This window comes from Streptomyces sp., assembly GCF_036524955.1.
Taxonomy (GTDB): Bacteria; Actinomycetota; Actinomycetes; order Streptomycetales; family Streptomycetaceae; genus Actinacidiphila.
The window spans coordinates 5,600-27,277 of record NZ_DATDBG010000215.1; the positions used below are offsets into that span (position 1 = coordinate 5,600).

Below are 21,678 nucleotides of genomic sequence, written 5' to 3' on the forward strand. Positions count from 1 at the left end.
CTAAGTGCCGTCCGGTACGGGGGTGAGCCGGCGCAGGGTCCGGTTCGCGGTGGTGAGCAGGGTGACGGCGGCGATGCCCGCCGCGCAGATGAGGACCGCCTGTCCGGCCGGCACCGTCGCGGCCAGCAGCCCGCCCAGGGCCGGGCCGCCGGCCGCCGCACCGCCGCCTGTCAGACCGATCACGCTGGTGAGACGGCCGCGTATCCCGTCCGGGGTACGCAGTAACTGTTCGGTGACGATCGCGGTGTTGGCGACCGGCGGGAACAGGGCCATGGCCGCGAACAGCACCCCTGTCGGCGGCCCCGGAGGGGTCAGCAGGGTGAGCGGGGTGAGCACCGTCAGCGACCAGAACACCAGGACGACCGCGGTGCGCGGGCTGAGCCGCCGGTACAGCGCGGGAGCCGCGAGCGACCCCAGCACCCCGCCCGCCCCGAGCATGGCGACCATCACGCCGATCCGGCCCGGCGAGGTGCCGGCCGCTTGGGCCCGGACGACGAGGACGATGTAGAAGGCGCCGAAGAACAGGTTGAGGGCGCCCGCGCAGAGCATCGTCACACGTATGCGGGGCTCCCCCCACACCCAGCGCAGGCCGGCCGTGATGTCACGGCCGAACGGGGCCCGCGGTCCCTTCGGCGGCTCCGGGCGGGGGGGCACCCGCAGGGGGACCAGGGTCAGGAACGCCGCGGTGTGGGTGATCGTGTCGGTGAGGAACGGCATGACGCGGCCGACAGCGAACAGGAAGCCGCCGGCCGCGGTGCCCGCGAGCTGCCCGAGGGAGGATCGGGCGCTGTTCACCGCGATCGCGGTCGGCAACTGCCCCTCGGGCATCAGGTTGGGCAGCGTGGCACTTTCCGCCGGCTCGAACAGGGCGGCGCTGACACCGAATACCGCTGCGACCGCGACCATGTGGACGACGGTTGCGCTGCCCCACCACAGGGCGGCGACCATGCTGGCCGCCGCCGCCGCCTGGGCCGCCTCGCAGCCGAGCATGACCGCCTTCCGGCTGAGGCGGTCCACCACCGCCCCCGCCGGCAGTCCCGCCAGCATCTGCGCCGCCGCCATCGTGCTGAGGACGACGCCGGAGGCGGCGGCCGAGCCGGTGAGCGCCAGCGTGAGCAGGGGAAAGGCCAGTACAGAGACGTGGAATCCGAACTCCGACAGCATCTGGGCGGTCCACAGCAACCGGTAGTCCCGATTGCGGGCCAGGGACACCGGGGCGGAACGCCCCGGTGCGCCGTCCGGGGCGGCGACCCGGCTTCCTGCCGGGTCCGTGCCCGCGGCCCCGTCGTCCGGCGCGTCCTCCCGTACCGTGTGCGACGCGTGGTCCCGCGTGTTCTTCCGTACGGCGGGCGCCGCGTCCTCGGGCGCGCCGTACGGCACGGCGGCCCGGCCGGCGTCCCGGGTTCCGGCCCGGTCCCCTGTCATGCCGCGTTCCGGCAGTCCTGGGCGATCAGCCGCAGGGCGTCGGCGAAGTCCGCGGCCACCGCCTCCACGGTCTGCTCGTCGTGGACGCCGGGACGGTAACGCCAGGTGAACCCGAGCCTGCCGTCCTGCACCGCGCCGACGATCTCCAGCAGGTGGGTGGTCTCCTCGCGGGGATCGTGGTCCTGTCCCAGCGACGGCAGCTCCCTGCGGTACAGGCCCCGCTGATCGTGCTGGGGCCGGGCGTCCCACTGGCCGAGGTAGTTGAAGACGACCTGCGGGTCCTGTCGGCCGGCGGACAGCCGCTCCCGCACCTCGGGCGAGCCGAACGTGCGCAGTGCCCCGAAACCGAACCCGTTGCCCGGTACGGTCCGCAGTTGCCGCCGTACCGACCGCACCAGACTCCGCCAGTCCGGTCGGCCCCCGTTGCCGGCGTGCGCCGCCACGTCCAGGGCGACGGGGTACATGGTGGTGAACCAGCCCACCGTACGGGAGAGGTCGGTGCCCTCCAGGACGTCTTCCCGGCCGTGGCCCTCCAGCTCCACGGCGACCCGGCTCCGGCCCGTCCACCGGGACAGGGCGAGGGCCAGCGCGGTCAGCAGCACGTCGTTGATGCGAGTGCGGTAGACCGCGGGGGCCGAGCGCAGCAGGTCCTCGGTGTCCGGCTTGCTGATCGTCACCGAAGTCACCGAAGTCACCGAAGTCCGCGAAGTCACCGAAACGGCGGCCGGCGCGCCCGGTTCCGTACCGCCCGGCTCCCCGCCGCCCGGTTGGCCGGACGGCAGTGGGCCGGCGTCCGACGCCCGCGACCAGTGGTCCGCCTCGTCGTCCAGGCCGCCGCCGGCGACGTGGTCGGCCAGCCGCAGCGACCAGTCGCGGAACGACGTGGTCTTCGCGCCCAGGCGTACGGGCTCGTCGCCGACCGCCTGCCGGTAGGCCGTGTCCAGGTCGTCCAGCAGGATGCGCCAGGACACGCCGTCGATCGCCAGGTGGTGGGCGGCCAGGAACAGGTGCGGGCGGCGGGCGCCGCCCAGGTGGAACAGCGCGGCCTTCAGCAGCACGCCGCTGCCCAGGTCGAAGCCCGCGTGCAGGGCGTCGGCGATCCGCTCCATGGCCGCGTCCTGCCCGACCGGGGACGTCGCCGACAGGTCGTGCGTTTCCAGCAGGCGCACCACCCGCGGCGGTGTGTTCTCCTGCCGCCAGCGGTCGCCGTCGCGTGTGAAGCGCAGCCGGAGCGCGTCGTGGTGGTGCAGCAGCGCGGTCAGGGCGCGTTCCAGCGCGGCCGTGTCGGGCTGGTCCTCGTTCAGTTCCAGCACCGTCGACTGGTTGAAGTGGTGCGGGTTGACCCGGTGGGTGGCGAAGAACCACTCCTGCACCGGGGTCAGCGGCAGCTCGCCGACGACTGGCCGCGCCGCCTCCTCGTCCTGCGCGGTGGTCGTCACCGCGGCCAGGTCCGCGACCGACTGGTGCGTGAAGAGGTCCTTGGTGGTCAGGTACAGACCGGCCTGGCGGGCCCGGGACACCACCTGGATGCTGAGGATCGAGTCGCCGCCCAGCTCGAAGAAGTTGTCGTGTACACCGATCTGGTCGAGGCCCAGCACGTCGGACCAGATGCCCGCGAGCCCGGTCTCCACCGGGGTGCGCGGCGCCGTGTACCCGCGCGCGGCACCCGCCTGCGGATCGGGCTCCGGCAGGGCCCGCCGGTCCACCTTCCCGGTGGCGTTCAGCGGGAGGCGGTCCAGCGGCACGTAGGCCGAGGGCACCATGTAGTCGGGCAGCACGTCGGCCAGGAAGCCGCTCAGCTCGCCCGCTTCCGGCGGCACGGCTCCTCGGGCCGGCACCAGGTAGGCGACCAGGCGTTTGCGGTCGGCGGCGTCGCGCCATACGTGCGCGACGGCCTGCGCGACTGCCTCGTGCCTCGTCAGGGCCGCCTCGATCTCGCCCGGCTCGATCCGGAAGCCGCGGATCTTCATCTGCCCGTCGGCGCGCCCTGCGAACTCCAGGTCGCCGTCCGGCGTCCACCGCGCGATGTCGCCGGTCCGGTACATCCGGGAGCCGGGCGGGCCGAACGGGTCGGGCAGGTAGCGCTCGGCGGTCGGGCCCGGCCGGTCGAGGTAGCCGCGGGCGAGCCCGGCGCCGGCCAGGAACAGCTCGCCGGGCATCCCGGGGGGCTGCGGACGCAGGGAGGCGTCCAGGACGTAAGCGCGGGTGTTGTCCAGCGGCCGCCCGATGGGCACCGGTTCGGGTATGTGCTCGCCGGCCCGCAGCACCCGCCGGGTGGCGTACGTGGTGGTCTCGGTGGGTCCGTAGACGTCGACCAGGGTCAGGTCCCGGCAGGCGTCCAGGACACGGCGTACGGCGGCGGCCGGGACCGCCTCGCCGCCCGTCCACAGCTCGCGCAGGCCGGCGAACGCCGCCGGGTCGTCCTGGGCGATCACCCGGAACAGACCGGTGGTCATGAACACCGACGTCACATCGTGCGTGGTGACCGTCCGCCGCAGCACGTCGGCGTCCACCTCCCCGGGCGGTGCCAGAACCGCCCGGCCGCCGTTCAGCAGCGGCACCCACAGCTCGTACGTCGAGGCGTCGAAGGCGTGCGGCGAGTGCACCAGCACGCTGCGGTGTGCGGCGAAGGCGGAGTCCGACGCCAGCGCCGTGACGTCGCGGTGGCGCACCGCCACGCCCTTGGGACGCCCGGTGGAGCCGGACGTGAACATCACGTACGCGATCCCCTCCGGATCCGGCGCCGCGGACGCCCCGGTCTGTGGTGCGCCCTCCGCGAGGGCCGCGCCGTCCTCATCGGCGCCGCCGTCCTCCGCGTGCAGGTCCAGCACGGTCCCGGCTCCGCCGGTGGCGGCGTGCGCCGCCACCGACCGGTGGCGGTCGGTGAGCACGACGCGGGCGCCGGTCCCGGCGAGCATGGCGCGCAGCCGGTCCCGCGGCGCCCTGACGTCCAGGGGCACGTAGGCGCCGCCTGCCTTGAGCACCGCCAGTTCGGCGGTGACCAGCTCCACCGACCGGTCCATCAGCACGCCGACCCGTTCCTCCGGCCGCAGGCCGAGTGCGCGCAGCCGCCGGGCCAGGGCGTCTGCGCGGGCGTCCAGTTCGCCGTAACTCACCTGGCCGTGGTCGGTGACCAGAGCCGGGGCGTCGGGGGTCCGCCGCGCCTGGGCGGCGAACAGTTCGGGGACGGTGCCGCCGGGCAGGTCGCGCACGGCCCCCTGCCACTCCTCCAGCACCTGCCGCCGCCGGCCGGGGGTCAGCGGGGACAGCCGGTCCAGTGGACGGCCGGGCTCGGTGGCGACGGCCTCGAGCAGCACGGTCAGATACTCGCCGAGCCGCTCGGCCGTGGCGGCCTCGAACAGGTCCGTGGCGTAGGTGATGTCCGCGTGCAGGGCGCCGTCCGGCGCCTCGCCGAACTCCAGGGTCAGGTCGAAGCCCGCGGTGCGGGTCGGCACGGTGAGGCCCTCCGCGGTCAGGCCGGGCAGCTCCAGCGCCTCGTCCGGGGCGTTGTGCAGGACGACCATGACCTGGAAGACCGGCGTGCGGCTGGTGTCGCGGGTCGGCTGGACCTCGTCGACGACCCGTTCGAACGGCACGGTCTGGTGGGCGAAGGCGCCCAGCACGGTGTCGCGCACCCGCCCCAGGAACTCGGTGAAGGGCAGCTCCGGGTCGACGGCGCAGCGCAGTGCCAGCGTGTTCACGAACAGGCCGACCACGCGCTCCAGTTCCGCCCGTTCCCGGCCGGAGGTGACCGTCCCGACGACCACGTCCCGCTGTCCCGACCAGCGGGCGAGCAGCGTCTGCACCGCGGCGACCAGCGTCATGAACAGTGTGGCGCCGTGGCGGCGGCCGAGGGCCCGCAGTTGCTCGGCGACAGCCGGCGGCACGGTGAAGGAGGCTGTCGCGCCGCGATGGGTGGCCACCGCCGGCCGGGGCCGGTCGGTCGGCAGTTCCAGCGGCGGAGCGCCGGCCAGCAGGTCGCGCCAGTACGCGAGCTGCCCCTCCGCACCGACGCCGGACAGCTCGGCGCGCTGCCAGGCGGCGTAGTCGGCGTACTGCGCCGGCAGGTTCGGCAGCACGGGCGGCTCGCCGCTCACCGCGGCGTCGTAGCAGGCCCGCAGGTCGCCGAGGAGCACGCCGGTCGACCAACCGTCGGTGATGATGTGGTGCATCGTCAGCGCCAGGATGTGCTCCTCGTCGGCCAGCCGGATCAGCCGGGCCCGCAACAGCGGGCCGTGCCGCAGGTCGAAGGGGAGGGCGGCCTCGGCCGCCAGCACGCGGTCCGCCTCGGCCCGGCGCTCATCGACGGGCAGGCCCGACAGGTCGCTGACCGCGGGCCGCACCTCCCGTGGCGGGTGGATCACCTGCAGGCACCGGCCGTCGGACTCGTGGAAGGTGGTGCGCAGCGACTCGTGCCGGGCGGCCACCGCGGTCAGCGCCGCGCCGAGGGCCGCGGTGTCCAGCGGCCCGCGCAATCGCTGCGCGAGCGAGGTGATGTACTCGGCGCTGCCGGGATCGAAGGTGTCGAGGAACCACATCCGCTGCTGCGCGAAGGACGCCGGCAGCGGGGCGTCGCGCGGGACGGTGGGCAGGGTGCGGGCGGTGTCCTGCGGACCGCCGTCGGTGAGCGCGGCGGCCAGCGCGGCGACGGTGGTGTGCGTGAAGACGACCCGCGGCGTGAGCTGCCGGCCGAACGCCTCCCTCAGTCGCGAGGTGAGACGGATGCTGAGGATGGAGTCGCCGCCCAGGGCGAAGAAGTCGTCCTCGACCCCGACCCCCGGCAGCCCGAGGATGTCGGCCCAGATGGCGGCGACGACCCGCTCCGCCTCGGTACGGGGCTCGGCGAAGCCCTCGGCGGCGACCCCGGCGCTGTCCGGTCCCGGCGCCGGCAGGGCGCGCCGGTCCACCTTGCCGTTGACATTGAGCGGCAGCCGCTCCAGCGGCACGAACGCTGTGGGCAGCATGTAGTCGGGCAGGGTCCGGGCCAGGAAGGAACGCAGCTCGGACGGGGCCGGCAACCCGCCCGGGCCGGCCGGCACCGGGTAGGCCACCAGGCGCCTGCGGTCCGGCTGGTCCTCCCGGACCGTGACGGCGGCAGCGCCGACCTCCGGATGCGCGGCCAGAGCCGCCTCGATCTCACCCAGTTCGATCCGGAACCCGCGCACCTTGACCTGGTCGTCACCGCGGCCCAGGTACTCCAGCACGCCGTCGCGGCTCCACCGGGCCCGGTCGCCGGTGCGGTACATACGCGTCCCGGGAGGCCCGAACGGGTCGGCGACGAAACGGGAGGCGGTCAGACCGGGACGGTTGAGGTAGCCGCGCGCCAGTCCCGCGCCGGCCACGTACATCTCACCGGGCACGCCCGGCGGGACCGGCGCCAGACCGGCGTCCAGCACGTAGACCCGCAGGTCGGGCAGGCCCCGTCCGATGCTGCTGCCGGGCGCCGCCGCCGCGGTCGCCCGGTCCAGCGCCAGGTGGGTGACGTGCACGGTGGTCTCGGTGATCCCGTACATGTTGACCAGCACCGGCGCGTCCTCGGCGTGGCGCTCGTACCACTCCGCGAGCCGGCCCGGGTCCAGGGCCTCGCCGCCGAAGACGACGCAGCGCAGGGCCAGCCGCGCGCCGAGCGCCGGATCGTCCCGGTCGGCGCGCATCAACTGGTGGAAGGCGGACGGCGTCTGGTTGAGCACCGTGACCCGCTCGGCCACCAGCAGCCGCAGGAACTCCTCGGGGGAGCGGGACACGGCGTGCGGCACGACGACGAGCCGCCCGCCGTGCAGCAGCGCCCCCCAGATCTCCCAGACCGAGAAGTCGAAGGCGTGGGAGTGGAACATCGTCCAGGTGTCGTGCTCGCCGAAGGCGAACCGCTCCCGGGCCGCGGAGAACAGCCGCACCACGTTGGCGTGCGTGACCACCACGCCCTTGGGCACACCGGTGGAGCCGGAGGTGTAGATGGCGTAGGCGGGGCTCGCGGGCAGCGGCCGGGCGGGGCCCGCCGGGGCGGTGGCAGGACGCCGGGCCAGGTCCGCGGCGACCTCGGGGTCGTCCAGGTCGACGCGGGGTGTTCCGGCGATGCCGTCGGGCCCGGTGCCGCCCGAGGTCAGCACGGCCACGGGTGCGCTGTCGGCCAGGGTACGGGCGATCCGGTCGGCCGGGTGCCGGACATCGACCGGCAGATAGGCGGCACCGGTCTTCAGTACCGCGAGCACGGCGACGATCAGGTCCGGGCCGTGCGGCAGCGCCAGGGCGACGAACCGCTCGGGGGCCGCGCCGGCCCGGACCAGCAGGTGGGCGAGCCGGTTGGCCCGAGCGTCCAGTTCCGCGTACGACAGGGTGCTGTCCTCGTACGACACCGCGGTGGCGGCCGGGGTGCGGGCGGCCTGCGCCTCGAACAGGTCCACCAGGGTGTGTCCGGTGGCGCCGTCGGCCGAGCCGTTCCATTCGACCAGGACGCGGCGGTCCTCCGCCGGGGACGTCCACGGCAGCCGCCGCAGCGGGCGGTCGGCGCCGTCGGCCATCGCCGCGAGCAGCCGGCACAGCCGGTCCGCGATCGAGGAGACGGTCCCGTCGTCGAACAGCCCGGGGTCGTAGGCGAGGTCGAAGCCGAGCCGCTCGGTGACGTAGGCGCGCAGGCACAGCGGGAAGTTGGTCGAGTCGTCCGCGCGGACCTCGCGGATCCTTGTTCCCGCCCCGCCCCGGTCCACCTCCTCGAAGGGGAGGTTCTCGAAGGCCACCATGCTGTCGAACAGGCCCGCGCCGGCCGGCCGGCCGCTCCACGACTGGAGCCGGGCCAGCGGTACATGGCCGAAGCGGCGCGACTCGCTCTGCTGCTCCTGCAGGTCGCGCAGCCAGCCCAGCAGATCGCGGGACTCGTCGACGATCACGCGGGTCGGCACCGTGTTGATGCACATGCCGATCATCGACTCCACGCCCGGCAGTCCCTCGGGCCGGCCCGAGACCGTCGTGCCGAACACGACGTCGTCCTGGCCGGCGTACCGCCCAAGCAGCAGGGCCCACGCCCCCTGCACCACGGTGCTGACCGTCAGGCCGTTGCCGCGGGCCATGGCCTGCAGCCGCCGCGAGACGTCCTCGGGCAGGTCCACGCGGACCGTCCCGGCGGACCGGGCGCGGTGCGCGTCTGCCGGCTTGCGGTCGTACGGCAGGGGAGTGGGCGCGCCGGTCCCGGCCAGCACGGTCTGCCAGTGGGCGCGGGCCGCCGCTTCGTCCTGCTCGCCGAGCCACCGCAGGAAGTCGCGGAACGGCGGCCGTGCCGGCAACTGCGGGGCGCGGCCCTCGGCCGCGGCCGCGTACTGCTCGTACACCTCGGCGAAGACCAGTCCGGTGCTCCAGCCGTCGAGGATCAGGTGATGGGAGGTCCACACCAGCATGACCTCGTCGTCGGGCAGGGCGGCGACGGCGATCCGCATCAGCGGGGCCGTGGTCAGGTCCATGCCTGCGGCGCGGTCGTCGGCCAGCAGCCGGCGCAGCGCCTCCTCCCGGTCGGCCGGGGACAGACCGCGCCAGTCCAGCCGCGTCACGGGAAGCGCGGCGCCCTTCCGCACCACCTGCACCGGTTCGGCCAGGCCCTCCCAGCGCACCTCGGTGCGCAGCGCCGGGGTGCGGTCGACCACCCGCTGCCACGCCGTGGCCAGCAGACCGGGGTCGGCGACTCCGGACAGCCGCACCGCGACCTGGTCGAAGTAGGCGCCGGCCGAGTCGACCAGGGCGTGAAAGAGCAGCCCGGCCTGGAGCGGTGTGAGCGGGTAGACGTCCGCCACGTCACGGCCGTCGCCGGCCACCAGGTCGACGCCGCGCTGGTCGAGGGCGGCCAGCGGGAAGTCGGACGGGGTGCGCCCGCCGGCGCCGTCCTCCCGGCAGTGGGCCACGATCTCGCCCAGGGCGGCAGCCGTCTCCGCCGCCAGTCGGCGCACGGTGTGCTCGTCGTACACGGCGGGGGGATACGTCCAGCCCAGGCGCAGTTCGCCGTCCTCGACCACCCCGGTGACGTCGATCAGGTAGGGGCGCTCCTCGTCCGGGGCGATGTCCTCCCCGACAGCCGGCAGCCAGCCGCGGTACAGGCCGCCCGCCGCCCGCCGGTCGCCGCCCACGTCCCACTGCCCGTGGTAGTTGAAGCCGATCTGCGGCGCCGGGGCGCCGTCCAGGGCGCGCGCGGGCGATCCGGCCGCGCTGAGGTGACGCAGCGCGCCGAACCCGAGCCCGCGGTGCGGCACGGCCCGCAGTTGCTCCTTCACCGACCGCACGGTGTCCCGCCAGCCGGCGTCCGGCTGTACGGTCAGGGCGAGCGGGTACTCCGAGGTGAACCAGCCCACGGTGCGCGACAGGTCGGTGTCGCTGTCGCCCAGCACGTCCTCGCGGCCGTGCCCTTCCATGCCGATCAGTACGGTGTCCGTGCCGGTCCAGCGGGCCAGGCTGCGGCCCAGCGCGCTGAGGAGCACGTCGTTGACCTGGGTGCGGTAGACGTCGGGGACCTGGTGCAGCAGGGCGTCGGTGGTGTCCCGGCCCAGGGCGACGGTGACCGTCCGGGCGTCGCCGGCCGGGTTGCGGCCGGCCCGGTCGACCGGCAGCGGGGCGGGCCGGGAGTCGCGCAGGTCCTTCCAGTACGGCAGGTCGCCGTCCAGGCCGCCGGCCCGTACGTACTCGGTGAGCCGGGCGGCCCACTCCCCGTATCCGGTGGTGCGTGGTCCGAGGTCCACCGGCCGGCCGGCCGATATCTGCCGGTAGGCGGTCTCCAGGTCGTCCAGCAGGATGCGCCAGGACACGCCGTCCGTCACCAGGTGGTGGGCGGTGAGCAGCAGACGCGGCCGGGAACCCGGGTCGCCGGAGAACAACAGCGTCCGCAGCACGGCCCCGGTGGTGATGTCCAGTCCGCTCTGGGCGGCGAGCGCCGCGCGGTGTTCGGCCTCCCCACGGCCGGCCGGGTCCAGACCGGACAGGTCGTGGTGCTCGAAGACGCCGGGCGGAGCCTGCGGGACGGTCTCCTGCCACCACTGGCCGCCGCTGTGGACGAAGCGGGTGCGCAGCGCGCCGTGGTGGGCCGCCAGGGCGTCCACGGCGGCCCGCAGCGCCTCCCGGTCCACGTCCGGTTCCAGCTCCGCGAAGGTGGTCATCGTGAAGTGGTGCGGGCCGCCGTGGCGCCGCGGGTCGAGGTACCAGCGCTGGATCGGGGTGAGCGGAGCAGGCCCGGAGCGCTCGGCGCCGCCCGGACGCGGCCGGGCCGGGACGTCGGCGGCGGCGACCGCGGCGAGTTCGCCGACGGTCGGGTGCAGGAAGACGTCCTTGGAGGTGAGCCGCAGGCCGGCCTGCCGGGCCCGCGAGACGACCTGGATGCTGAGGATGGAGTCGCCGCCCAGGGCGAAGAAGTCGTCGGTGACACCCACCCGTTCGGCCCCCAGCACCTCGGCCCAGACACCGGCCAGGGTCTCCTCGGCGGCGGTCCGCGGCGCCAGGTAGGCGGACTCGGCCGTGGGCCGGGGCGGCGCGGGCAGGGCCCGCCGGTCGACCTTGCCGCTGACGGTCCTGGGCAGCGAGTCCAGGGGCACGAACGCGGCGGGGACCATGTAGTCCGGCAGCCCTCGCCGCAGCCAGGCGCGCAGTTCGTCGCCGCCCGGGGCGTCCGCGCCGCCGGCCGCCACGAAATAGGCGACCAGCCGCGGGTGCCCGTCGTCCTCGCGCGCCACCACGACGGCCTCGGCGATCCGGAGGTGGTCCGACAACGCGGCCTCGATCTCGCCGGGCTCGACGCGGAAGCCGCGGATCTTGACCTGCTCGTCCGTGCGCCCCAGGTAGTCCAGCAGGCCGTCCGGGGTCCAGCGCACGCGGTCCCCGGTGCGGTACATGCGCGACCCCGGCGCGCCGAACGGATCGGCGAGGAAACGGTCGGCGGTCAGCCCCGGCCGGCCCAGGTAGCCACGGGCGATCTGGGCGCCGCCGAGGTACAGCTCGCCCGGGGCGCCCGCGGGCACCGACCGCAGCGCGTCGTCCAGGACGTACGCGCGGACGTTGCGGCCGGGGGCGCCGATCACGGGCCGGACGCCGGAGCCGGTGACGCGATGGCAGACGGTGTCGACGGTTGACTCGGTGGGGCCGTAGTAGTTGTACACCGTGGTGCCGGGCAGGTCGCGAAGCTGCCGCCACAACGAGGGGTCGACGGCCTCGCCGCCCACCATGAGGACGCCGGGGTGGTGGCCGGTGCCGGTGCACAGCCCGGCGTTCAGCAGCTGGTTCAGATAGGACGGGGTGACGTCGAGGAAGTCGACGCGGTGGGTGTCGGCGTAGGCGACGACCGCGGCCGGATCGAGCCGGGTGGTGTCGTCGATGACGTGCAGTTCGTGGCCGGCCGCCAGCCACAGCGAGCCGACCCATGCCGTGTCGAAGGAGAAGGATGCGGTCAGGGCGGCCCGCACCCGGTGGCCCAGTGCCTCGGCGCTCGGGTCGAACAGCTCGGTCAGGTGGTCGTGGTACAGGTTCACCAGCTGCCGGTGCTCGACCACGACGCCCTTGGGGCGGCCGGTGGATCCCGATGTGTAGCTGACGTAGGCGGCGTTGTCCGGCCGCAGGGGGGCCAGGCGTTCGGCGTCCGTCACGTCGGCGGCCTCGGCGCCGGCGGGCACCGACCGCATCACAGCCTCGTCCAGCACCAGCACCGGCCGGGCGTCGTCCAGCAGGAACCGCACGCGCTCGGCGGGCAGTTCCAGGTCGATCGGCAGGTACGCTCCGCCCGCCTTCAGCACGCCGAGAATCGCCACCACCATGTCCGCGGTGCGCGGCAGCCGCACCGCCACGACGCTCTCGGGGCCGACGCCCGCCTCGATCAGCCGGCGGGCCAGCCGGTTGGCCCGCGCGTTCAGCTCGCCGTAGTCCAGCGCGTCGCCGCCGGCGACCACGGCGCGCAGGCCGGCGGACCGGGCGGCCCGCTGTTCGAACACGTCGGTGAACGTCACGTCCGGCACCGCCAGGGCCGCACCGGCGCCCCACTCGCCGACCACCTGGCGGTGCTCGGCCGCCGACAGCAGCGGCAGCTCGCCCACCGCACGCCCGGGGTCGGCGGCCACCGCGTCGAGCAGCATCCGCAGCCGCGCTGCCAAGCGCTCCGCGGTCGCCGCGCCGAACAGGTCGGTGGCGTACTCCAGCGACCCCCGCAGACCTTCGCCGTCCTCCACGAAGTCGAAGCTCAGGTCGAAGGCGGCGGTCGTCACCGGCAGCGGGAACGACTCCAGGCCGAGGCCGGGCAGTTCGGGCAGCCGGGCGCCCAGGTTGTGCAGCGCCACCATGGCCTGGAACAGCGGTGTCCTGCTGGTGTCGCGGTCGGGCTGGAGCTCCTCCACGACGCGTTCGAACGGCACGTCCTGGTGGGCGAAGGCACCAAGGACGGTCTCCCGCACCCCGGCCAGCAGCCGGTCGAACGGCAGCGACGGCTCGACGCGGGAGCGCAGCACCACCGTGTTGACGAACATGCCGACCAGGTGTTCGAGTTCGGCGCGTTCCCGCCCGGAGGTGACGGTGCCCACGGCGACGTCCCGCTGCCCCGAGCAGCCGGCCAGCAGCACCTGGCAGGCGGCCACCAGGACCATGAAAAGCGTGCCGTCGCCGCGCCGGGCGATCGCCCGCAGCCGGTCGACGAGGTCGGCGGGCAGCCGGAACTCCAGCACCGCGCCGTTCGAACCCCGCACGGCGGGCCGGGGCACGTCGGTGGGCAGGTCCAGGGCAGGCAGGTCGGCCAACTGTTCGCGCCAGTAGGCGAGCTGCGGCTCCAGCGCGGCCGAACCGCCCACCGGGTCGCGCTGCCACACGGCGTAGTCGGCGTACTGGACGGGCAGTGGCGGCAGCCCGGCCGCGGACGGGTCGCCGCCGAGGGCCGCGGCGTACAGGGCGCCCAGTTCGTCGCCGATCACCGCGACCGACCAGCCGTCGGTGACGATGTGGTGCATCGCCAGCGCCAGTACGTGGTCCCCGGGCGCCAGGCGCACCAGTTCGGCCCGCAGCAGCGGCCCGGTCCGCAGGGAGAACGGGGTGCCGGTGGCGGCGGCCAGCAGAGCGGACAGCGCCCGGTCCCGCTCGGGCTCCGGCAGCCCCGCGAGGTCGTGGACGGGCGGCTGCACCGGGTACGGTTCGCCCACCCGCTGGACGCCGCGTCCGTCGTCGCCCTCCTCGAAGGTGGTGCGCAGCGACTCGTGGCGGGCGACCAGGCCGGTCAGCGCGGTGTGCAGCGCTTCCACGTCGAGCGCGCCGCGCAGCCGGAACGCGGTCGCGGTCACGTACTCGGCGCCGGCGGTCCCGTCGAACTCGTTGAGGAAGTACAGCCGCTGCTGGCCGAAGGAGAGCGGCGCCGTGGCCCCGCGGGGAGCCGGACGGATCGCGGCGGCGTCACCGGCGCCCGCCAGCGCGGCGGCCAGGGCCGCGACGGTGGGACGGGTGAACACCAGGTGCGGCGGGACGTCGGCGCCGAAGGCCGCCCGCAGCCGCGTGGAGACGCGGATGCTGAGGATGGAGTCACCGCCCAGGGCGAAGAAGTTGTCCCCGGCGCCGACCCGCTCGGCGCCCAGCGTCTCGGCCCAGATCGCCGCGACGACCCGCTCGGCCTCGGTGCGGGGCTCGACGTACTCCGGCAGGTCCGCCGCCGTCCGCGGCGCCGGCAGCGCTGCCCTGTCCAGTTTGCCGTTGCCGCTGAGCGGAAGCGCGTCGAGCACCGTGACGGTCGACGGGACCATGTAGTCGGGCAGTACGGCCGCCGCGTGCGTCCGCAGGGCCGCCGCGTCCGCCGTCCGCCCGGGGGCGGCGACGACGTAGGCGGCCAGGTGCCTGACGCCGGAGGGGTCCTCGCGGACCACCACCGCGGCGTCGGCGACCGTCTCGTGTCCGGTCAGCGCGGCCTCGATCTCACCAGGTTCGATGCGGAAGCCGCGGATCTTGACCTGTTCGTCGCGGCGCCCGGCGAACTCCACGGTGCCGTCGTTGCGCCAGCGCGCCAGGTCGCCGGTCCGGTACATGCGGTCGCCGGGCGGCCCGTAGGGGTTCGCCGTGAACTTCTCGGCGGTCAGGCCCGGGCGTCCGCCGTAACCACGGGCCAGGCCGTCGCCTGCGATGAACAGCTCGCCGGTGGCCCGCACCGGCACCGGGCGCAGGTCCGCGTCGAGGACGTACAGCCGCATCCCGTCCAGCGGGCGCCCGATGGGGACGGCGTCCGGCACGCTCCGCGCGGACTCCATCGGGTGGCAGGCCGCGAAGGTCGTGGTCTCGGTCGGCCCGTAGCCGTCCACCACCGTCAGTCCCGGGCAGGCGTCCAGGACCCGGCGCACCGGCGCCGCGGGCACCACGTCGCCGCCGGTCCACACCTGCCGCAGCCCGGCGAAGCAGTCGGGTGCGTCCTGGGCCAGCAGCCGGAACAGGCCGGCCGTCAGCCACATCGCGGTCACGCCCTCCTGGACGACCGCCCGCCGCACCCCGGCGGCGTCCAGGTGCCCGGTCGGCGCGACCACCACCCGGCCGCCGTTCAGCAGCGGCACCCACACCTCGTACGTGGCGGCGTCGAAGGCCACCGGGGAGTGCAGCAGCACCCGCTCGTGCGCACCGCCCCGGAAGCTGCGCGCGGCGGCCAGCGCCACCACGTCCCGCTGCCGCACCGCCACCGCCTTGGGCGTGCCGGTCGATCCAGAGGTGAACATCAGGTAGGCCAGGGCGTCCGGGTGCACATGCCTGATGGCGGCTGACGCCGCCGGGTCGGGTGCCGGGCGGGGCGGCGTGGCGGCAGCCGGGGCGGTCTCGGGGTCGCGTGACGGGCCGGGCACCAGGCCCGGCGCCGACCCGGCAGCCGGTTCTTCGGCACCGGCCTGCGTGCCGGTCGCCGCGGTGCCGGTCCCGACGGCAGGGGTCTCCACGCCGGTGTCCGCGGCACGGGTCTCCGCGACCGTCCTCGCGGTCAGGACCACCGTCGCGCCGGCCGCGTCGAGCAGGGCTCGCTGACGCGCCTCCGGCGCCCGCGCGTCCACCGGCACGTAGCACGCGCCGGCCTTGGCGGTGGCCAACTCGGCCACGACCAGCTCGACCGAGGGTTCCAGGCGCAGCGCCACGCGGTCCTCGGCGCCCACCCCCTCCCGGGCCAGCCACCGGGCCAGCCGGTCGGACCAGTCGTCCAGTTCCGCGTAACTCAGCCGGCGCCCGCCGTCGGCGACGGCGACCGCGTCCGGGTGCAGCAGGACCCGCGCGGCGAACGCCTCCCCGAGGGAGACGGCCGGCACGTCCCGGCCGGCGCCGCTCCACTCCCGCAGAATCCGCTCGCGTTCCTCGCCGGTCAGCGGGTCCAGCTCGCGCAGGGGCCGCTGCGCGCCGTCGGCCAGGGCCTCGAGCAGCGTCCGCAGGTTCCCCGCCAGGCGTCGCGCGGTCGCCTCGTCGAAGAGCGCCGGATCGTAGGCCAGGTCGAAGGCGAGCCGACTGCCGAGGTGGGCCCGCAGGCTCAGCGGGAAGTTCGTCGCGTCCCGCGCGCGTACCTCGCGGATGCGCAGGCCCGCCTGCTGCGCGGCGGACTCGTCGAACGGGTAGTTCTCGAAGGCGACCATGCTGTCGAACATGCTGGTCCCGCCCGGCACGCGGCTGTAGGCCCGCAGGTCGGTCAGCGCGACCGCGTCGTGGGCGCGGGACGCGGACTGCTGGAGCTGGAGGTCGCGCAGCCATTCCCCGGCCGGGCGGTCCTCCTCGACGCGGACCCGGGTGGGCAGGGTGTTGATGAACATGCCGACCATCGACTCCACCCCGGCCAACTCGGCGGGGCGGCCGGAGACGGTGGTGCCGAACACCACGTCGTGCTCGCCGCTGTAGCGGGACAGCAGCAGCGCCCACGCGCCCTGGACGGCTGTGTTGACCGTCAGCCCGTTCTGCCCGGCGGTGCGGTGCAGCCGGGCCGACAGTCCGCCGGGCAGTTCGGTGCGCACCATGGCGGTGGAGCGGGCGCGGTGGGTGCCGGACGGCTGCCGGTCGTACGGCAGCGGGGTCGGCGCGGTGAGGTCCCCCAACCGGTCGCGCCAGTACCGTTCGGTGTCCCCTCCGTCGCGTGCCTCCAGCCACTCCAGGTAGTCGCGGAACGGCCGGCGGACGGACGGGGCGGGGGGCGGACCCCCCGCGGTCAGGGCCCGGTAGCGGTCGCAGACCTCGGTGAAGACCTCGGCCAGGCTCCAGCCGTCGAGCACCAGGTGGTGGAGCGTCCACACCAGGGCCACCCGGTCGTCGGTCAGCCGGGCGACCACCAGCCGCATCAGCGGCGCGGTCGCCGGGTCCATGCCCGCGGCCCGGTCCTCGGCCAGCAGCCGCCGGAGCGCGTCCTCCTGCTCCTCGTCCGTCCGGTCGCGCCAGTCCAGGTGCGCCACCGGCACCGTCACGCGGCTGTGCACCACCTGCAGCGGTCGTTCGACGTCCTGCCACACCACACTGCTGCGCAGCACGGGGGTGGCGTCGACCACCTGCTGCCAGGCCCGGCCGAAGGCCTCTGGGTCGTCCACCCCGTCCAGCAGCAGGGTCGCGTGGTCGAGGTAGACGTCGTCGGCCGGGTCCGCCAGGTGGTGGAAGAGCATGCCGGCCTGCAACGGCGTCAGCGGATACACGTCGTCCACGCCGCGGCCGTCCCCGACGACGCGGTCCACCGCCGCCTGGTCGAGGCCGGCCAGCGGGAAGTCGGACGGGGTGCGGCCGGAGGCGTCCGGCCGGTCGCAGTACCCGACGATCTCCCGCAGCGCGCGCACCATCGCCTCGGCCAGGCCGCGTACCGTCGCCTCGTCGTGCACCTGATCGGAGTACTGCCAGGTCAGCTCCAGGGCGCCCCCGGTCACCGCCGCCGCGACGTCGAGCAGGTGGCCGGCCGGCTGGTCGGCGGCCAGTTCCGGTCCGGTCCGCTCGTCGCGCGCCGCGAAGTCCCCCTCGCCGCCGGCGCCCGGCGTCCACTGGCCGTGGTAGTTGAAGCAGACGCCGGGCAGCGGGCGGTCGCGCAGCGCGGCGGCCGGGGAGCCGGGCGGGCTCAGCCGGCCCAGAGCCTCGTAGCTCAGCCCCCGGTCGGGCACGGAGCGCAGTTGCTCCTTGACCGACTTCAGGACCTCCCCCCAGTCAGCGGCGGGCATGCTCAGCGCGACCGGGAACCGGGTGGTGAACCAGCCGACCGTCCGCGACAGGTCGACGCCCGCCACGACGTCCTCCCGGCCGTGGCCCTCCATGGCCACGGCGACCCGGTCGCGGCCCGTCCAGTCGGCCAGCACCCGGCCCAGGGCGCTGAGCAGCACATCGTTGATCTGGGTGCGGTAGGCGGCGGGTACCCGGTGCAGCAGGCCGTCGGTGATCTCCGGCTCGAGGGACACCCGTACGGCACGGGTGCTGTCGCCGGTCGCGGTCCCCGGTCGGTCCACGGGCAGGGGCAGGTCGGCGGCCTGCGCCGCGGCGGTCCAGTACGCCAGGCGGTCGTCCAGCCGGCCGTCGCGCACCGCGGCCAGCAGCCCGTCGGCCCACGCGGTGACCGGGGTGCCGGCCGGTTCCAGCCGCACCGGCTGCCCGTCGGCGGCCTGCCGGTAGGCGTCCGCCAGGTCGGCCAGCAGGATCCGCCAGGAGACGCTGTCGACGGCGAGGTGGTGCGCGGCCAGGAACAGCCGCGGACGCCCGCCGGGCTCCAGCAGCAGCGCGGCCCCCAGCAGCGCCCCCGTACCGGGGTCCAGCGCGCCGCGGACGGCCGCCGCGGCCTCCTCCACCGTGGCGGGCCGCTCGTCGACGGCGACGCCGGACAGGTCGACCGGCCGCACCGTGACCGGCGGCACGCCGGGCACCGGCTGCTGCCGCCACTGACCGTCCCGGCACGTGTACCGGGTCCGCAGGGCGGGGTGGTGGGCGACGAGCGCGTCGAGGGCGACGCCCAGCGCGTCGCGGTCCAGGCCGGCCGGCAGGTCCAGCACGACCGACATGGTGAAGTGCCGCAGCGGCCCGTAGGTCTCGAAGAACCAGTCCTGGATGGGGAGGAGCGGGGTCGGCTCCCGGCCGGCCGCGTCCGCTACGGGTACGGTGCCGCCGTCGCCGGCGGTACCCGCGGCGGCCGCGAGGTCGGCGACGGTCTGGTGGCGGAACAGGTCCTGCGAGGCCAGCCGCAGCCCGGCCCGGCGGGCCCGGGAGACGACCTGGATGGCCAGGATCGAGTCGCCGCCCAGTTCGAAGAAGTTGTCGGTCACGCCGACCGGTCCCGCGGCGCCCAGCACCTCGGCCCAGATGCCGGCCAGCGCCTCCTCCGGGGCGCTGCGGGGCGCGACGTGTTCCCGCGTCCCGGACGCGGCGGCGGGCGGCGGCGCGGGCAGCGCCCGGCGGTCCACCTTGCCGCTGGAGTTCAGCGGCAGCGCGTCCAGGACGACGAACGCCGAGGGCACCATGTGGTCCGGCAGGACGCGCTGCAGCGCGGCGCGCAGCTCCGCGGCGGCCGGCGCGGTCCCCGGGTCGGCCGGGACGACATAGGCGACCAGCCGCCGGTGGCCGGAGGCGTCGGTGACGGCCAGCACGGCCGCCGCCGCCACGGCGGGCAGCGAGGTCGCGGCGGCCTCGATCTCGCCGGGCTCGATCCGGAAGCCGCGGATCTTGATCTGCTCGTCGAGGCGTCCGCGGTACTCCAGCTGCCCGTCGGCGGTCCACCGCACCACGTCCCCGGTGCGGTACATCCGCGAGCCCGCCGGGCCGTAGGGGTCGGCGGTGAACCGCTCCGCGGTCAGCCCGGGACGGCCGGGGTAGCCGCGGGCGAGCTGCGGCCCCGCGATGTGCAGCTCTCCGGCGACGCCGGCCGGCACCGGTTGCAGCCGGTCGTCCAGAACGTACGCGCGCAGGTTCGCCAGCGGCCGGCCGACCACCGGGCGCCGGCCGGCCACGACGGGGGCGGACAGCGCGTCGATGGTGGTCTCGGTGGGCCCGTAGAAGTTGTGGGCCGTGGTGCCCGGCACGTCGGCGAGCTGCCGCCACAGCGGCTCGCCGACGGCCTCCCCGCCGAGCATGAGGATCCGGGGGCGATGGCGTGGATCGGTGAGCAGGCCGGCCGGGAGCAGTTGGCGCAGATAGGACGGGGTGAGGTCGAGGAAGTCGATGCGGTGACCGGCCACCTGCTCCACCAGGGCGGCCGGATCCAGCCGGGTGGCCTCGTCGACGAGGTGCAGCTCGTGACCGTCGGCCAGGAGAAGGATGCCCTCGAGCGAGGTGTCGAAGGAGAACGACGCGGTCAGTGCGGCCCGCAGCGGTCCGCCGCCTGCCTCGGCCAGGAAACCCCGGCGGTGGTTGGCCAGCAGGTTGACCAGTGCGCCGTGGGGGACGGCGACGCCCTTGGGGCGGCCGGTGGAGCCGGAGGTGTAGATGGTGTACGCGGTGTGGTCCGGGTGCAGCGGGGTCCGGCGCTCGGCGTCGGTGAGGTCGCCGGACGGGCCGTCGTCGGCCGCCGCCTCCCGCATCGCCGCCTCGTCCAGCACGAGCACCGGCCGGGCGTCCTCCAGCAGGAAGGCGGTCCGGTCGGCGGGCAGCGCCGGGTCCACCGGCAGGTACACCCCGCCCGCCTTCCACACCGCCAGCACGGCAACGATCGCGTCGGCCGTCCGCGGCAGCCGCACCGCGACAGTGCGCTCCGGTCCCGCCCCGGCGGCGACCAGGCGGCGCGCCAGCCGATTGGCCCGCGCGTTCAGTTCGGCGAAGCACCAGCTCACCTGCCCGGTCACCAGGGCGCCCGCGCCCGGGGCCCTGGCCGCCGTCTCCTCGAACACCGCCGGCAGCACCGTCTGCGGCACCGCCACGACCGGGCCCCGGCCCCACTCCTCCAACACCAGCCGCCGCTGAGCCGCCGACAGCACCGGCAGCCGGCCGACCGGGGTCCGAGGCCGGGCGGCCACCCCCTCCAGCAGCAGCCCCAGCTGGCCGGCCAGGCTCTCCGCGGTCGCCGTGTCGAACAGGTCGGTGCTGTACTCGAGCACGGCCCGCAAGCCCGCTTCGGTCTCCACGAACTCGAAGCTGAGATCGAAGGTGGCGGACCGGCGGTCGATGTCGACGGGTTCCGCGGCCAGCCCGGGCAGGCTCGGGGGGCCGCCCTGGGCGCTGTGCAGCAGCACCATGACGTCGAACAGCGGGTTGCGCGAGGCATCGCGTTCGACGCCGAGCGCCTCCACCAGGCGGTCGAAGGGGGCCTCGTCGTGGGCGAAGGCGTCCAGGACGGTGCCGCGCACCTCGGCGAGCAGGTCGAGGAAGGTGCGGGAGGTGTCGATCTCGGAGCGCAGCACGACGGTGTTGGCGAAGAAGCCGACGACCCGTTCCAGTTCGGACCGCTGGCGCCCGGTGGTGGCGGTGCCGACGGCGATGTCGCGCTGACCCGACCAGCGGGCCAGCAGCACCTGGCAGACGGTGACCAGGACGGTGAACAGGGTGGTGCCGTGCTCGCGGGCCAGGGCGCGCAGCGCGTCGGTGGTCGCGGCCGGCAAGGTCGTCTCGTGGACGGCGCCCGCGTAGGTCTGCACCGGCGGTCGCGGCCGGTCGGTGGGCAGGTCGAGCGGCGCCAGGCCGGACAGCCGCCCGGTCCAGTAGGCGAGTTGCTCCTCCAGGCGGGCGCCGGACAGCCGCTCGCGCTGCCAGGCGGCGAAGTCCGCGTACTGCAGCGGCGGTTCGGCCAGCCGGGCGGGGCCGCCGTCCAGTTCGGCGCCGTACAGCGCGCCGAGTTCGGTTACCAGCACGCCCATCGACCAGCCGTCGGTGACGATGTGATGGACCGTCAGCAACAGCACGTGCTCGCGGTCGGTCTCCCGCAGCAGGAAGGCGCGCAGCAGCGGCCCGCGGCCCAGGTCGAACGGCCGGGAGTACTCCCGCCGCAGGATCTCCTCGGCGTCGCCGCCGGCCGGACCTGCCACCTCAAGGGCCACCGGCAGCCGAAGGTGCACGATCTGCACCGGTCTGCCGTCGTGCTCCTCGAACGTGGTGCGCAGCACCTCGTGGCGCGCGCACAGCGCGTCGAGCGCGCGGCGCAGCGCGTCGGCGTCCAGGTCGCCCCGCAGCCGCAGCGCCACCGCGCTGTTGTATCCGGACTCGCCCGGCCGCAACTGGTCGAGGAACCACAGCCGCTGCTGGGCGAAGGACAGCGGCAGCGGCCCGCCGCGGTCGGCGCGGGGGATCACGTCGGCGGCCGGCGCGTCGCCGGCCAGGCGCCGGCGCAGGGCTTCCTGGAGGTCCTTGGGCAGGGCGGAGATACGGTTCTGCCTCGACATG

General features: G+C 75.2%; 2 protein-coding genes. Both read right to left on the reverse strand.

Annotated features, from left to right (window positions below; translation table 11 throughout):
* Positions 1 to 1,425: an MFS transporter gene (locus VIW71_RS17380; protein ID WP_331623238.1), complete on the reverse strand. Its 1,425-nt coding sequence runs from the start codon at positions 1,423 to 1,425 to the stop codon at positions 1 to 3.
* A complete protein-coding gene (locus VIW71_RS17385) occupies positions 1,422 to 21,677 on the reverse strand; it encodes a non-ribosomal peptide synthase/polyketide synthase (RefSeq protein WP_331623239.1) in 20,256 nt (6,751 codons plus the stop codon). The genes VIW71_RS17380 and VIW71_RS17385 overlap by 4 nt, the downstream gene beginning before the upstream one ends.
* Between the last annotated feature and the right edge of the window lies 1 nt (position 21,678).